Source organism: Humibacillus xanthopallidus (assembly GCF_006716675.1).
Lineage (GTDB): Bacteria > Actinomycetota > Actinomycetes > Actinomycetales > Dermatophilaceae > Humibacillus > Humibacillus xanthopallidus_B.
In genome coordinates this window covers 824,641-840,153 of record NZ_VFPM01000003.1, presented here as the reverse complement: position 1 = coordinate 840,153, position 15,513 = coordinate 824,641, and the positions used below count along the sequence as shown (strand labels likewise).

Sequence of the window (15,513 nt, the reverse complement as noted above, 5' to 3'; positions counted from 1 at the left end):
AGCAAAGTGGAGTACTGTGGGGAGCCAAGGAAGTGAGTGGTTTTCGCCAAGGGGTCGAGCTAGGGGAGGTGGCGAACCGTGTTCCTGGGGACGCACACACCTCGTCTCGACGAGAAGGGTCGGCTCTTCCTGCCGGCGAAGTTCCGCGAGCGCATGGCGTCCGGCCTCGTCGTCACGCGCGGCCAGGAGCGCAGCCTCTTCATCTACCCGATGGACGAGTTCGTCAAGGTGGCCGACCAGATGCGTCAGGCGCCGACGACGAGCAAGGCCGCCCGCGACTACATGCGCGTCTTCCTCTCGGGTGCCTCCGACGAGATCCCCGACAAGCAGGGCCGCTTCACCATCCCGGCCAACCTGCGGCAGTACGCCGGGCTCGACCGTGACGTCACCGTCATCGGTGCCGGGTCGCGCCTCGAGGTCTGGGACAGCGCGGTGTGGGACGCCTACCTCGAGCAGACCGAGCAGAGCTTCGCCGAGACGGCCGAGGAGGTCATCCCCGGACTCTTCTGAGCAGGACCAGCGAGCCCCGCAGTCACCCCGCAACGACCTGCACCGACCGCACGGCCACCGAGAACAGCCAGACCTGAGAGCCGGCCTCCAGCCGCTTCGCACCCGAGACGACTTCCCCCGTCGCGGGCGCCGCAGCGGATGGGGACCCGCCCGCAGGTCCGACCGCCACGAGAGCGCGACCGCCACCCCTCCACCTTCACACCGGCAGCGCACCTCCCTCACCGCATTCAAGTCACACCAGTCACACCAGCTCCACTGACAACACTTGCATCACCCGCCACACCAGCCGATCGTGAGGGACGCGCCATGACAGACCGAGGGGACCAGCCGGACGCGGCTGACCGCACGGCATCGGCTGACCGCGGTCCCGCGCGCGACCGGCACGTGCCCGTCATGCGCGACCGCATCCTCGACCTGCTGGCACCCGCCCTGGACCGGGAGGGCAGCGTGCACGTCGATGCGACGCTCGGCATGGGCGGGCACGCCGAGGGCGTGCTCGACCGCTTCCCGGGGGCGACGGTCATCGGCATCGACCGCGACCGCGAGGCCCTCGCCCTCTCCGGCGAGCGGCTCGCCCGCTTCGGCGACCGCTTCCGGCCGGTGCACGCCGTCTACGACGAGATCGCGGCTGTCGTCGCCGGCCTGGGACTGACCGCCGTCGACGGCATCCTCTTCGACCTCGGCGTCAGCTCGCTCCAGCTGGACGAGACCGACCGCGGCTTCGCCTACCGGGTCGACGCGCCGCTCGACATGCGGATGGACCAGTCGACGGGAATGACCGCGGCCGACGTCCTCAACACCTACGACGCTGCCGACCTCGCGCGCGTGCTGCGGGACTACGGCGAGGAGCGCTTCGCGCGCAAGATCGCCTCCGCCATCGTGCGCGAGCGGCAGATCGAGCTGTTCACCACCTCCGGGCGGCTCGTCGAGCTGCTCCGACGGGCCATCCCGATGGCGTCACAGCGTCAGGGCGGCCACCCGGCCAAGCGCACCTTCCAGGCCCTGCGCATCGAGGTCAACGACGAGCTCGAGGTGTGGCGTCGGGCCATCACCGGCGCGATCGACGTCCTCGCCGTCGGCGGGCGCATCGCGGTGCTGTCCTACCACTCCCTCGAGGACCGCACGACGAAGCAGGCCTTCGTCGCGGGCGCGACCTCGAGCACGCCGCCGGGGCTGCCCGTCGAGCTCCCCGAGCACGCGGCATACCTCTCACTGGTCACTCGCGGAGGTGAGGAGCCGCCCGACGCGGAGGTCGCCCTCAACCCGCGCGCCGCCTCGGCGCACCTTCGGGTCGCCGAACGGGTCCGGGCGACGCCACCCACCAGCGCCACGACGAGCGCCACCAAGAGCACGAAGAGCACGAAGAGCCGGAAGGGATCCACCCGATGAGCCAGATGACCGCCACAGCGCGCCCCCTGCGGGCCCCGCGTCGAGGGCCGGCCCCGGTCTCGTCCCTGCGGGTGCTGCCGGCTCGGATCGGCAGCACGGGCAGCGGGGCGTTCGCTGCCCTCTGCATCGTGCTGCTCACCGCCGGCCTCATCGCGCTGCTGCTGCTCAACACCGCGCTGGCCCAGGGCTCGCTCACGCTGGGGCAGCTCCAGCGCGACTCGGCCCGCCTCACCGACACCGCGAGCAACCTCCAGGAGGAGATCGACGCGGCCTCCGCGAGCGGGTCGCTCGCCAGGCGCGCCACCCAGCTCGGCATGGTGCGCATGAGCGAGCGCGCCTACATCGACCTCGCGAGCGGCACGGTCAGCGGCGAGGCCAAGGCGGCGACGAAGGACCTCGCGGTCCCGATCGTCACGAGCCCCACACCGCTCGCGGTGACCACGAAGGTCAAGGGCGTGCTGTCGTCGGCAACCTCGGTCGCGACCAAGGCCCAGACCTCGGCGCAGAAGGCGGCCGCGGCCGCCAAGGCCGCGGCAGCCGGCCAGGCCGCTGCGGGCACCACGCCGACGGGCGCCTCCACCGCGAACGCCACGCCGAGCGCGCCGGGTGCCGCGGCGACGCCGGCTGCGACGCCCACACTGGGAACGAGCGCCGGACCCTCCGCCCAACCAGCCCAGCCCACCAAGCCGGCGCCGACGACTGCGAGGTGAGAGCGTGACGCCGACTCGAGGCTCCGAGCCCGGCCGCTCGGGCGGACCGGGTTCCTCGGGCGCACGGCGGCCCTCGGGCGCCTCCGGCCGGTCCGGTACGACTGCCCGTCCGCCGCGGCCGGCAGCGTCCCCCGGCGGTCGGCCCAAGCCGGCTGGCACCGCCAAGCCCGGCGGCACCGCCAAGCCGGGCGCGAACGCCACGGCATCGAGGGGGCGCGGGGCCAGCGCAGCAGGTGCGTCGCGCTCCACCACAGCGCGGTCCACTGCGGCGCGGTCCACCGCGGCGCGTTCCACCTCGGGCGCCACCCCGCGCTCGGCCCCGCGCGGCCCGGCCCGAGCCTCGCAGCGGTCCGGCGCGGGCGCGTCACCGGCAGGCCGGGGTCGCGGCCCGGCTCCGAAGCGCGGGTCGACGCCCCGTCCACCGCGGCGGCCCCGTCGCGCGCTGCGCATCTCGACGGCGAACCCGCGCCGCCGGGCCCGGGTGATGTTCGCGACGATCCTCGTCGTCTTCACCGTCTTCGCCGGCCAGCTGCTGCGGATCCAGGCCTTCGACGCCTCGGCGACCCAGGAGGCGGCCCTCAACAAGCGCCTCGTGAAGACCCTCACCCCCGCCATGCGTGGCCAGATCCTCGACACGAACGGCCAGGTGCTCGCCACCTCCGTCGAGCGCTACACCGTCGCCGCCAACCCCAAGGCTGTCCCGGAGTACCAGGTCAGGGTCGACGGCACCCTGACGAAGGTCGGCGTCGCCGGGGCTGTGGCGGCGCTCGCGCCCCTGCTCGACATGAGCGCCCCCGACCTGACGGCGATCCTCACCCGCCCCAACACGCTCTACGCGATCGTCAAGAAGGAGGTCAACCCGGCCGTCTACCGCGAGGTGCGCGCCCTCGGCATCCCCGGCATCAGCGGCGAGAAGACGGCCGAGCGCATCTACCCGACCGGCATGGCGGCCGGTGAGATCGTCGGCTTCGTCAACCAGTCCGACCAGGCGGCAGCCGGTGGCGTGGAGCGCATGCTCGACAAGACCCTCGCCGGCACGCCCGGTCGCACCGTGGCCGAGCGCGCCCGCGACGGCTACATCATCCCCGGGTCACAGCGCGTCGACACCCCGGTCGTCAACGGGCGTGACGTCAAGCTGACGATCGACGCCGACCTGCAGTGGTATGCGCAGAACGCCCTCGCCAAGCAGGTCACCGGCGTCGGCGCCCAGTCGGGCACGGCCGTCGTCATCGAGGCGGCGACCGGAAAGATCCGGGCCGCTGCCAGCTATCCGACCTACGACTCCAACGACCCTGCCGCCTCGAAGAGCAACCTCGCGAACCGCGCGTTCTGGGAGGCCTTCGAGCCGGGGTCGACCGGCAAGCTCATGACGATGGCCGCGGCGCTCGAGCAGAAGGTCGTCACGCCCGACACCGGCGTCATCGTGCCGGTGCGGCTGCCACGAGCCGGAATCCGCTTCAAGGACAACGAGCCCCACGGCGTCGAGAACATGACGGCCACCGGGGTCATCGCCAAGTCGTCCAACATGGGCACGATGCTCATCGGCGAGCGCATCGCCCCGGACATCATGGAGGCCTACTACCGCAAGTTCGGTATCGGGCAGAAGACCCCCGTCAACTTCCCCGGCGAGTCGGCGGGCCAGCTCGCCAAGGCCAAGGACCTCAACGCCGCTCAGCGCTACACGATGCTCTTCGGCCAGGGCTACTCCCTCACCGCCGTGCAGGCGACGAGCGTCTTCGCGACCATCGCCAACAAGGGCGTGCGCGTGCCGCCGTCGCTCATCGAGGGGACCGTCGACGACAGCGGAAACCTCCTGCCGGCGCAGCCGACGACCCCGACCCGAGTCGTCTCCGAGGACACCGCCGTCAAGCTCTCGCGGATGATGGAGGAGGTCACCGGCGAGAACGGCACCGCGAGCGCAGCCCGCATCAAGGGCTACCGGGTCGCGGGCAAGACCGGCACCGCTGACCGCTACGACGAGAAGCTGGGCCGTTACAACGGCTTCACCGCCTCCTTCATCGGCTACGCGCCCGCCGACAAACCCAAGTACGTCGTCGGCGTCTTCATCCAGAAGCCCAGCGCGGGCATGTTCGGTGGCATGCTGGCGGGGCCGGTCTTCAACCAGGTCATGACCTACCTCATCGAGCGCACCGGAGCCCCGCCCAGCACGAAGTCCGACCTCGACTACCACGTGTGGGCCACCAAGCCGCTGTCCGAGAACGACCCGAACGTCATCAGCAATGCGCGGGCGAAGCGGGATGGCCTGTAAGTTGGGATGACGTGTCACCTTCCCCCCTCCGCCCCGCCACGTCGGGTGTGCCGCTCCGCGACCTGACGTCGAGGACCAGGGCCGGCGACCGGCTGCGGATCGATGCACCGGACCCCGCCTCCGGCGACGTCGTCGTGACCGGGGTCAGCCTCGACAGCCGGTCCGTCGTGCCCGGTGACCTGTATGCCGCACTGCCCGGCTTCCACGCGCACGGCGCCGACTTCGCGGCCGACGCCCTCGCTGCCGGCGCCGTGGCGGTGCTCACCGACCCGGCGGGTCGAACGCGGCTGCGTGCGCTCGACGAGCGCGCGCCATCGGCCTCCGTCGTGCCGGTGCTCCTCGCGGACCACCCGCGGGAGGTCCTCGGTGAGGTGGCGGCAACGGTCTACGGCCACCCGTCCGAGGCGCTCACCGTGCTGGGAGTGACGGGCACCAACGGCAAGACGACGACGGCATACCTCATCGAGTCGGCCCTGCGCGCCCGCGGACAGCGCACCGGCCTGATCGGAACCGTCGAGACCCGCATCGGCGACGAGCGGCTCGACTCCGAGCGCACCACCCCCGAGGCGACCGACCTGCACGCGCTCCTCGGCGTCATGCGCGAGCGGGGGATCGACGCGTGCGTCATGGAGGTCTCGAGCCACGCGCTCGCGCTGCACCGCGTCGACGGGGTCGTCTACGACGTCGCCCTCTTCACCAACCTCTCGCAGGACCATCTCGACTTCCACGCCACGATGGAGGACTACTTCGCCGCCAAGGCGTCGCTCTTCACGCCGGCCCGCTCCCGCGCCGCCGTCGTCTGCGTCGACGACGCGTGGGGAGCCCGGCTCGCCCGCGAGTCGAGCGTGCCGACGGTGACCTTCGCCTCCGCCCCGGCACGCGGTGTCGACTGGGTCGTCGACGAGGGAGAGGGCGGCGCCTTCGACCTGCGCGAGGTCGCCGGGGCGCGCGTCGTGTCGCTCGTGTCGCACCTGCCGGGTCACTTCAACATCGCCAACACGGCCCTCGCTGCCCTCGCCCTGCTGACGCTCGGCCTCGACGTCACCCAGGTCGAGGAGGCCCTCGCCGTGCCACCCGACGTGCCCGGCCGCATGGAGGTCGTGGCCCCCGGAGGGCCGGAGGGCCCCCGGTGCATCGTCGACTTCGCGCACACACCCGACGCCGTCGACGCCGCCCTCAGAGCGCTCCGGCCGTCGACGCGGGGCCGGCTCATCGCCGTGCTCGGTGCGGGTGGCGACCGCGACCGCAGCAAGCGGCCGGCCATGGGCGCTGCCGCGGCGCGGCAGGCCGACATCGTCGTCGTCACCGACGACAACCCGCGCAGCGAGGAACCGGCCGACATCCGCGCGGCCGTCGTCGCGGGAGCGCGAGAGACCGTGGCGTCGGGGGACGCCCGGGCGACTGAGATCATCGACGGCGGGTCGCGCTCCAGCGCGATCGCCGAGGCCGTCGCCATCGCCGTCCTCGGAGCCGGCTCGGGCGACGGTGTCGACACCGTCGTCGTGCTCGGCAAGGGACACGAGAAGGGTCAGGAGATCCACGGAGTGAAGCACCCGTTCGACGACCGCGAGGCCGTGCGCGCAGCACTAGGCGCCGCTCTCGGAGCCGCGACGAGCCCGGGCGTGGGATCGTGATCGCCCTCACCCTGGCGGAGATCCGCGACCTCACGGGCGGTCGCGTCACCGGCACCGACACCCCGGACGACATCGTCGTCGACGGCGTCGTCACCACCGACTCGCGCGACTGCACCCCGGGAAGCCTCTACGTCGCTCGCGTCGGTGAGCTCGCCGACGGCCATGACTACGTCGGCGCCGCCGTCGAGGCAGGGGCGGTCGCCGCACTCACCTCGCGCGAGGTCGAGGGAGTCGCGCAGGTCGTCGTCGACGATGTGCAGACCGCCTTCGGGGCCGTGGCACGCGGCGTCGTCGACCGCGCGCCCGAGCTGCGCATCGTCGGCATCACGGGCAGCTCGGGCAAGACGTCGACCAAGGACCTGCTCGCCGCCGTGCTCGAGTCGGTCGCGGAGACGGTCGCCCCCGTCAACTCCCTCAACGGCGAGATCGGCGTGCCGCTCACGGTGTGCCGGGTCACCCCGACGACGCGCTTCCTCGTCGCCGAGATGGGCGCCCGCGGCGTCGGCCACATCGAGTACCTCACCCGCATCGCCCCGCCCCAGGTCGCCGTCGTGCTCAACGTCGGCACGGCCCACCTCGGCGAGTTCGGCTCGCGCGAGAACATCGCCCTCGCGAAGTCCGAGCTGCCGCGGGCCGTCCCCGCCGAAGGCCTCGCCGTCCTCAACGCCGACGATCCGCTCGTGCTCGGCATGCGCGAGGGGCGCACGTGCCGCGTGCAGCTCGTCGGTGTCTCGCCCGAGGCGGATGTGCGCGCCGAGGACGTCGTGCTCGACGACCGCGGCAGGGCGGCATACACCCTCGTCTCGCCCGCTGGAACCGCACGGATCACGTTGCGCCAGAGCGGTGCCCACCACGTCGGCAACTCGCTCGCCGTCGCGGCGGCTGCGCTGGAGCTCGGGTTGTCGCTCGACCAGGTCGTCGCGGGGCTGTCCGTCGCCGAGGCCGTGAGCCGCTGGCGCATGGAGCTGACCGAGCGCCCCGACGGCGTCCTCGTCGTCAACGACGCCTACAACGCCAACCCCGACTCCATGCGTGCCGCCCTCGACGCGGTGGCCGCGATGGCCGTCGCCGGCCGTCGCTGGGCCGTGCTCGGCGGCATGCTCGAGCTCGGCGACGACAGCGAGGCCGAGCACGCAGCCGTCGGGGCGTATGCCGCGGGCCTGGGCATCGACCACCTCGTCGCCGTGGGGGAGGGGGCGAGGCCCGTCGCCGCGGCCTTCCCCGGAGCCGAGTGGGTGCCCGACACCGACGCGGCCCACGACCTGCTCGAGGGGCGGCTCGCCGCGGGCGACGTCGTCCTGCTCAAGTCCAGCCGCGACAGCGGGCTGCGGTGGCTCGGAGACCGCCTCGCGGGCCGGGACGTCGCGGTGATCGACGACGACAAGGTGGTCACCCCGTGAAGGGCGTTCTGCTCGCGGCATCCTTCTCGCTGCTGATCTCGCTGTTCGGCACGCCGCTCTTCATCAAGTTCCTCGTCAAGCGCGGCTACGGCCAGTTCATCCGTGACGACGGCCCGACATCGCACCACACGAAGCGTGGCACCCCGACGATGGGCGGCGCCGTCATCCTCGCGGCCACCCTCGGCGCCTACTTCCTCGCGCACCTGTTCACCCTCAACCCGCCGACGGCGAGCGGCCTGCTCGTGCTCTTCCTCATGGCGGGGCTGGGCTTCATCGGCTTCCTCGACGACTTCATCAAGATCAGCAAGCAGCGCAGCCTGGGCCTGCGCTCCAAGGAGAAGCTCATCGGGCAGACCCTCGTCGGTGTCGTCTTCGCGGGTCTCGCGCTGCAGTTCCCCAACGAGCAGTTCCGCACTCCCGCCTCGCTGCTCGTCTCCTTCGTGCGAGACACGAACATCAGCCTCGCGCTCGGGGGCAGCACCGTCGTCGGTGTCATCCTCTTCGTCATCTTCGCCAACCTCATGATCGCCGGGGCGTCCAACGGGGTGAACCTCACCGACGGCCTCGACGGCCTCGCGACCGGCGTCTGCACGATGGTCTTCGGCGCCTACGTGCTCATCGCCATCTGGACCTACAACCAGAACTGCCAGACCAACCCGGGCATCAAGTGCTACGAGGTGCGCGACTCCCACGACCTCGCGCTCGTCGCGGCAGCCGGCATGGGCGCCTGCTTCGGCTTCCTGTGGTGGAACGCGACCCCGGCCAAGATCTTCATGGGCGACACCGGCTCGCTCGCCCTCGGCGGCGCGCTCGCCGGCCTCGCGATCACGACGCACACCGAGCTGCTGCTCATCATCCTCGGCGGCCTCTTCGTCCTCGAGACGCTCTCGGTCGTCGCGCAGGTCGCGTCGTTCAAGACCACCGGTAAACGGGTGCTGAGGATGGCACCGCTCCATCACCACTTCGAGATGGTGGGGTGGAACGAGGTGACGGTCGTCGTCCGCTTCTGGATCATCGCCGGGCTCTTCGTCGCCTTCGGCCTCGGGGTGTTCTACGCCGAGTGGGTGGTGGGGTCCCAGTGAGCTTCGACCCGACGTACGAGCCCCGCGAGGGGCTGACCCACCGCGACGCCGACTGGTCCGGCATCGACGTGCTCGTCGTCGGCCTCGGGGTGTCGGGGTTCGCGGCTGCCGACGCGCTCGCCGAGCGTGGGGCCCGGGTCACCGCCGTCTCGCGCGATGTCACCGACGCGATTGCCGAACGGGCCACGATCCTCGAGATCCTCGACGTCGACGTGCGGCTCGGTCCCGAGCACGTGCACGAGCCGCCGGCAGGAACCCAGCTCGTCGTCACCTCTCCCGGCGTGCCCCCGCACGACCCGCTGATGCTCGCCGCCGCGACCTCCGGCATCCCCGTCTGGGGCGAGGTCGAGCTCGCGTGGCGCATGCGAGCGGCCGAGGGCGCCGCGCCGTGGCTCACGGTGACCGGCACCAACGGCAAGACGACGACCGTGGGCATGCTCGCCTCGATCCTGCGCGCCGGAGGCCTGCGGGCCACGAGCGCCGGCAACATCGGCACGCCACTGCTCGAGGCGGTCCTCCACCCCGAGCCCTACGACGTGCTGGCGGTCGAGCTCTCGAGCTTCCAGCTGCACTGGCAGCGCTCGATCTCGGCTGTCGCCTCGGCGGTGCTCAACGTCGCGCCCGACCACCTCGACTGGCACGGTGGCTACGCCGAGTACCTGCAGGCCAAGGGCAAGATCTACGAGAACACCCACCTCGCCTGCATCTACAACGTCGCCGACATCCAGACCGAGCAGCTCGTCATGGAGGCCGACGTCGTCGAGGGCTGCCGGGCCGTGGGATTCACGACCGGCATCCCGGCACCGTCGATGATCGGCATCGTCGAGGACGTGCTGGCCGACCGCGCCTTCGTCGAGCAGCGGCAGCGCTCCGCCGCCGAGCTGTGCACGCTCGCCGACCTGCAGGGCGACGGTCCTCCGCCGGCGCCGCACTACATCGCCAACGCCCTCGCGGCCGCGGCCCTGGCGCGCGCCTACGGGGTCGGGCCCATCGCGGTGCGCGACGGGCTGCGCGCCTTCCGGCCCGACCGGCACCGCATCGCCGAGGTGGCGACCGTGCGCGGGGTGCGTTTCGTCAACGACTCCAAGGCGACCAACCCCCACGCCGCCGCTGCAGCGATCCGCTCCTTCGACTCCGTCGTGTGGATCGCAGGCGGGCTGCTCAAGGGCGCCGACGTCGACAGCCTCGTCGAGGAGATGGCCTCCCGGCTGCGTGGGGTCGTGCTCATCGGGGCCGACCGGGCGCAGATCGCAGCCGCCCTCGCCCGACACGCGCCGGATGTCCGCGTCATCGACGTGCCCGACACCGACACTGGGGTCATGGACCGTGTCGTCTCGCAGGCAGCGCGACTCGCCCAGCCGGGTGACGTCGTGCTTCTCGCACCGGCAGCAGCGTCGATGGACATGTTCACCAACTACGGTGCGCGCGGCGATGCCTTCGAAGAGGCGGTGCGCAGGCACGAGGCTGCCGCCGGAGGGCTCGAGTGAGCACGACGACGGACAAGCCGGCGGCCAAGGCGCCGGCGGCCACGAAGGCTGTGGCGACGAAGGCTGCGGCCACGGCGAGCCCGGGCCTGCAGTCGCTGCCCGTCATCGGCAAGCTCGAGTCGCCCATCACGACGTACTACCTGCTCCTCGGCGCGACCGGGGCCCTCGTCGTCATCGGCCTCATCATGGTCTTCTCGGCCTCGAGCGTGGAGTCGCTGCTCGCCGACCAGGCGTCCTACGCGATCTTCGTGCGCCAGCTCGCCTTCGCGATCGTCGGAGGGCTCCTCGCGGCTGTCGCGAGCCGGCTCGACGTGCGGTGGTGGAAGCGCCTGGCGTTCCCCGTCCTCATCCTCTCGATCGTCCTGCTCGCGGCCGTCATCCCGTTCGGCAAGATGATCAACGGCAACCGCAACTGGCTGGCTCTCGGGCCGGTCCAGTTCCAGCCGTCGGAGTTCGCCAAGCTCGCGCTCGTGCTCGTCGGAGCCCTCATCTTCGCCAACAAGTCGGCCCGGATGGCGAGCACCCTGCATGTCGTGCTGCCCTACCTCGTGCCGATCTCCACCGTCGTGCTCGCGCTCGTGCTCGCCGGCCACGACCTCGGCACCGCCATGGTCTTCCTCGTCATCATCGCGGCGGTGCTCGCCGTCGCCGGTGCGAGCAAGCGCCTCTTCGCGATCGGCGGCCTCCTCGGCGCGGCGGGTGTGGCGGTCATGGTCTACACGAGCAGCAACCGCATGGGCCGCATCGCCGACTTCTTCGACCCGGCCTGCCAGTCCGACCCCAACGGCATGTGCGGCCAGTCGGTCCACGGCATGTACGCCCTCGCCGACGGCGGCTGGTGGGGCGTCGGGCTCGGCGCCTCCAAGGAGAAGTGGGCCTGGTTGTCTGAGGCCCACAACGACTTCATCTTCGCCATCATCGGCGAGGAGCTCGGCCTGCCGGGCACGCTCATGATCCTCGCGCTGTTCGCCGTGCTGGCCTGGGCCTGCTTCCGGCTCGTGAGCCGCACCCAGGACCGCTTCGTGCGCATCGCGGGCACCGGCATCATGGCGTGGCTCATCGGCCAGGCCATCATCAACATCGGCGCCGTCATCGGGCTCTTCCCCGTCATCGGCGTCCCGCTGCCCCTCGTCTCGGCCGGGGGGTCGTCTCTCGTGACGACCCTGCTCGGCCTCGGCATCCTGCTGTCCTTTGCACGCAACGAGCCCGGCTGCAGGGCTGTGCTCGATGCGCGTCCGAGCATGATCCGCCGGTCGCTCGCCGTGCTCCCGTCACGGCCCCTGTCGATCGCGTCCCGTCGCAGAAGTCGGTGATCCCGCTGTCCACCCCCACCTCCGTCCTGCTCGCGGGAGGGGGCAGCGCCGGCCACGTGTCGCCGCTGCTCTCGCTCGCCGACGCCCTGCGACGGCGCCACCCCGACGTGCGCCTCACCGCGCTCGGCACCCGTGAGGGGCTCGAGGCCCGACTCGTGCCCGCCCGGGGGATCGACCTGCGTTTCGTGCCGAAGGTGCCGCTGCCGCGCCGCCCGAGCGGTGACCTGCTCCGGCTGCCCGCCAACCTCAAGGCCGCGGTCGCCGCTGCGGGCGCCGCGATCGACGAGACCTCGGCGCAGGTCGTCGTCGGTTTCGGTGGCTACGTCAGCACGCCCGCCTACCTCGCGGCCCGCCGTCGGGGCGTTCCGATCGTCGTGCACGAGCAGAACGCCCGCCCCGGCATCGCCAACCGTCTCGGCGCCCGGTGGAGCACCCACGTGGCGACGACCTTCTCGGGCACGGCGCTGGCCCACTCCCGCCGCATCGGGATGCCGCTGCGCCGCGAGGTCGCCACGCTCGACCGGGCGGCGCTGCGATCCGAGGCGGCCGCGGCGTTCGGACTCGACCCGAGCCGCACCACGCTGCTCGTCACCGGCGGGTCGCTCGGCGCGCAGCGCCTCAACGACGCCTTCCGCGCCCGTGCGGCCCGGCTCGGCGACGTCGGCATCCAGGTGCTGCACGTGACCGGGCTCGGCAAGGAGTTCGACCCGGACCGGTCGCCGACGGGAGCGCGCTACGTCGTCGTGCCCTACGCGGACCGCATGGAGCTCGCGTATGCCGCCGCCGACCTCGTCGTCGCCCGCTCCGGTGCCAACACGGTGTGCGAGCTGACCGCCGTGGGGCTGCCGGCCGTCTACGTGCCGCTGCCGGTCGGCAACGGGGAGCAGCGGCTCAACGCGGCCGACGTCGTGGCTGCCGGCGGGGGGCTGCTCGTCGACGACGCAGACTTCACGCCGGCGTGGATCGACGCCCATCTGCTCGACCTCGTGGCCGACTCCGAGCGGCTCGCCGAGATGGGTCGCCGGGCCCGCGAGCTCGGCGAGCCTCGCGCCGACGAGCTGCTCGCCGACATGGTCGACGACGCGGCGCAGGGGACGGCATCGTGACCGCGACACCGACCGTCGAGCACCCCTTCGCGGGCGCCCGCTTCGACTTCGCCGCACCGGTGCCCGACGCGGCCGGCCTCGGACGGGTCCACTTCCTCGCGATCGGGGGAGCGGGCATGTCGGGCGTGGCCCGCATCATGCTCGCCCGCGGCATCGCCGTCACGGGCAGCGACGCCAAGGACGTGCCGGTGCTGCGCGCCCTCGAGGCCGAGGGCGCCTCGGTCTGGGTGGGATTCCACGAGGGTCACCAGGAGCGGGCCGACGCCGTCGTCATGAGCTCCTCGATCCGTGACGACAACGTCGAGCTCGTCGCGGCGCGCGAGCGGGGCGTGCCGGTGCTCCACCGCGCGCAGGGCCTCGCCGCGCTCATGGGCGATCGGCGCCCCGTCGCCGTCGCCGGCGCCAACGGCAAGACGACGACGACCTCGCTGCTCACCGTGGCCCTGCAGGGCTGCGGCCTCGACCCGTCCTTCGCCGTCGGGGGCGAGCTCGCCAAGCACGGCACGAACGCCCACGACGGCAGCGACGACATCTTCGTCGTCGAGGCGGACGAGAGCGACGGCTCGTTCGTCGTCTACCACCCCGAGGTGGCGATCGTGACGAACGTGCAGCCAGATCACCTCGACTTCTACCTCAACTTCACAGTTGTGGAGGCTGCCTACGACGCCTTCGTCGCGACGATCCGCCCCGGCGGCCTGCTCGTGACGTGCGCCGACGACGCCGGCTCCCGTGCCCTCGCCGACCGGGCGCGGACACGCGGCACCCGGGTCATCACCTACGGCTTCGACGCCGGAGCCGACATCGTCCTGGCCGACCACCGGGCCGACGGACTCACCTCGTCGGTGATCCTGACCGACGGCGGCGCCACGCGGCGGATGTCGCTCGGCGTGCCCGGGAGGCACAACGCGCTCAACGCAGCCGCCGCCTACGCCGCCGCCGTCCACGGGCTCGGGCAGGATCCTGAGTGCATCCTCGCGGGCCTCGCCTCCTTCACCGGCACGCGGCGCCGCTTCGAGCCCAAGGGCGAGGCGGGCGGTGTCGTCGTCATCGACGACTACGCCCACAACGCGGGCAAGGTCGCGGCGGTCGTCGAGACCGCCAAGGCCCTCGTCGGTGACACGGGCCGCCTCGTCGTCGTCTTCCAGCCGCACCTCTACAGCCGTACCCGTGACTTCGCGGCCGAGCTCGGAGCGGGCCTCGCGCCCGCCGACGAGGTCGTCGTGATGGACGTCTACGCCGCCCGTGAGGACCCCGTGCCGGGGGTGTCCGGCGAGCTCGTCGCGGACGCTGTGCGCCGGGCCCGCCCCGGCGCCGGGGTGCGCTACGTGCCGTCATGGTCCGACGTCGCCGCAGTCGTGGCCGACCTCGCGCGGCCCGGTGACCTCGTCCTGACAGTCGGGGCAGGCGACGTCACGATGATCGGCCCTGAGGTGCTCCGTTTGCTGCGGGGTGAGCCGTGATGCTCGACCGCTCCACCCGCGCGCCACGACCAACGACCGCCGCGCCCGCGTCGCGGACCTCCCGGGCGAGCGCCGTCGCCGGGCGGGGTCTCGCCTCCTCGCGACGTCGCTTCGAGCGGCGCGCCGCCGCCGCTCGCCGTCGTCCCCGGCTGCTCGCCGGCATCGGCGTGGGCCTGCTGCTCGTGCTGGGACTCGTGGCCTGGCTCGGGTGGTTCAGCACCGTCCTGACCGCGACGACGGTTGAGGTGCGAGGGGCCGCGGGCGCCGCAGCCGCCCAGGTGCGACAGGTCGCCGCGGTGCCCCTCGGCGGCCCCCTCATGCGTGTCGACACCGACGCTGCGCAGGAGCGGCTCGTGGCGGGCAAGGCGTGGCGCGAGGTGTCCGTCTCGCGCAGCCTGCCCCACACGGTCGTGCTCGAGGTGACGCCCCGCGTCGCGGTGCTCGCCGTGCGTGCGGCGGGCGGGCGCATCGACGTCGTCGACCGCGACGGCATGGTCTTCGCGACCGTGGCGGCACCTCCCGCCGGGGTGCCGATCGTGTCCTCCGGCGCCGCCACCGTGACCAAGGCCGGCGTCACCGCGGCCCTCCAGGCGCTCGGTTCGCTCGACCCGGCCCTGCGCCGCAACGTCTCGGGGGTCAGCGTCTCGGAGGCCGACCAGGTGAGCTTCCGCCTCAAGGTCAAGGACGCCACCAAGACGGTCGTCTGGGGCGGTCCGGGCGACGGTGCGACGAAGGCCAGGCTCGTCGGCATCCTTGTGTCGCAACCTGGTTCGACGATCGACGTGAGCGTTCCGTCCTCGCCGGTCACGCGGTGACGCGGGCTCCGAGCGGGCTCGGGCCCCGTGCCCCGGGCACGCGCCGGTCGGGTGCCGTGCGTCGGGGTGACCGGTGGCGGGCTAGGCTCGCCGCTGTGGCGAACGGGGTTTGAGGGGCTGGAGTGGCACCGCCTCTCGAAATGGGGCGATCCGCCCGGCGACACGCCGCACGGTGGGTTGATCGACGCCTCGCCCACGGCATACCGTCGGGGCACTGGTTCGTGACCAAACTGTAACTCTCACCTCCACGTTTAAGGTTTGGGTCGGCGTCCATCGAGGCCCGAGCGCCACGGCGGCGCAAACCAGCACGACCGACGCAGGCAGGACCGGCACCACCA

12 protein-coding genes are annotated in these 15,513 nt (G+C 72.3%); all 12 read left to right on the top strand.

Going from position 1 to position 15,513, the window contains the following annotated elements; translation table 11 throughout:
- The first annotated feature begins 78 nt into the window (after positions 1 to 78).
- Positions 79 to 510 (top strand): division/cell wall cluster transcriptional repressor MraZ, encoded by a 432-nt coding sequence (gene mraZ / locus FBY41_RS18875; protein WP_141821127.1) that lies wholly within the window; start codon positions 79 to 81, stop codon positions 508 to 510.
- Between the two features lie 306 nt (positions 511 to 816).
- Positions 817 to 1,899, top strand: coding sequence for a 16S rRNA (cytosine(1402)-N(4))-methyltransferase RsmH (gene rsmH, locus FBY41_RS18870; protein WP_260439897.1), 1,083 nt, complete (start codon positions 817 to 819; stop codon positions 1,897 to 1,899).
- Positions 1,896 to 2,609: a hypothetical protein gene (locus FBY41_RS18865; RefSeq protein WP_141845900.1), complete on the top strand. Its 714-nt coding sequence runs from the start codon at positions 1,896 to 1,898 to the stop codon at positions 2,607 to 2,609. The genes rsmH and FBY41_RS18865 overlap by 4 nt, the downstream gene beginning before the upstream one ends.
- 484 nt (positions 2,610 to 3,093) lie before the next feature.
- Complete coding sequence (locus FBY41_RS18860; protein WP_141845898.1) at positions 3,094 to 4,878, top strand: peptidoglycan D,D-transpeptidase FtsI family protein; 1,785 nt, start codon at positions 3,094 to 3,096, stop codon at positions 4,876 to 4,878.
- 11 nt (positions 4,879 to 4,889) lie between these two features.
- Entirely contained in the window at positions 4,890 to 6,512 is a 1,623-nt protein-coding gene (locus FBY41_RS18855; protein ID WP_375869888.1) for a UDP-N-acetylmuramoyl-L-alanyl-D-glutamate--2,6-diaminopimelate ligase, read from the top strand.
- Positions 6,509 to 7,912, top strand: a complete 1,404-nt coding sequence (locus tag FBY41_RS18850) for a UDP-N-acetylmuramoyl-tripeptide--D-alanyl-D-alanine ligase (RefSeq protein WP_141845896.1) — start codon at positions 6,509 to 6,511, stop codon at positions 7,910 to 7,912. Before FBY41_RS18855 ends, FBY41_RS18850 begins: the two co-directional genes overlap by 4 nt.
- A complete protein-coding gene (gene mraY / locus FBY41_RS18845; protein ID WP_141845893.1) occupies positions 7,909 to 8,994 on the top strand; it encodes a phospho-N-acetylmuramoyl-pentapeptide-transferase in 1,086 nt (361 codons plus the stop codon). The genes FBY41_RS18850 and mraY overlap by 4 nt, the downstream gene beginning before the upstream one ends.
- Complete coding sequence (gene murD, locus FBY41_RS18840; RefSeq protein ID WP_141845891.1) at positions 8,991 to 10,481, top strand: UDP-N-acetylmuramoyl-L-alanine--D-glutamate ligase; 1,491 nt, start codon at positions 8,991 to 8,993, stop codon at positions 10,479 to 10,481. Before mraY ends, murD begins: the two co-directional genes overlap by 4 nt.
- Positions 10,478 to 11,794, top strand: a complete 1,317-nt coding sequence (ftsW, locus tag FBY41_RS18835) for a putative lipid II flippase FtsW (RefSeq protein WP_141845889.1) — start codon at positions 10,478 to 10,480, stop codon at positions 11,792 to 11,794. Before murD ends, ftsW begins: the two co-directional genes overlap by 4 nt.
- The gene (gene murG, locus FBY41_RS18830; protein ID WP_141845887.1) at positions 11,791 to 12,900 is read left to right on the top strand and encodes an undecaprenyldiphospho-muramoylpentapeptide beta-N-acetylglucosaminyltransferase; all 1,110 of its coding nucleotides are present in this window, start codon (positions 11,791 to 11,793) and stop codon (positions 12,898 to 12,900) included. The genes ftsW and murG overlap by 4 nt, the downstream gene beginning before the upstream one ends.
- Positions 12,894 to 14,360: a UDP-N-acetylmuramate--L-alanine ligase gene (gene murC, locus FBY41_RS18825; RefSeq protein WP_375869894.1), complete on the top strand. Its 1,467-nt coding sequence runs from the start codon at positions 12,894 to 12,896 to the stop codon at positions 14,358 to 14,360. Before murG ends, murC begins: the two co-directional genes overlap by 7 nt.
- Positions 14,360 to 15,175: a cell division protein FtsQ/DivIB gene (locus FBY41_RS18820; RefSeq protein WP_141845883.1), complete on the top strand. Its 816-nt coding sequence runs from the start codon at positions 14,360 to 14,362 to the stop codon at positions 15,173 to 15,175. Before murC ends, FBY41_RS18820 begins: the two co-directional genes overlap by 1 nt.
- Positions 15,176 to 15,513 lie beyond the last annotated feature (338 nt).

Bases quoted from the DNA above. Each gene is read 5' to 3' on its own strand.
- FBY41_RS18860 (WP_141845898.1), top strand. From the start codon at position 3,094: ATGTTCGCGACGATCCTCGTCGTCTTCACCGTCTTCGCCGGCCAGCTG.
- rsmH (WP_260439897.1), top strand. From the start codon at position 817: ATGACAGACCGAGGGGACCAGCCGGACGCGGCTGACCGCACGGCATCG.
- FBY41_RS18865 (WP_141845900.1), top strand. From the start codon at position 1,896: ATGAGCCAGATGACCGCCACAGCGCGCCCCCTGCGGGCCCCGCGTCGA.
- FBY41_RS18820 (WP_141845883.1), top strand. From the start codon at position 14,360: ATGCTCGACCGCTCCACCCGCGCGCCACGACCAACGACCGCCGCGCCC.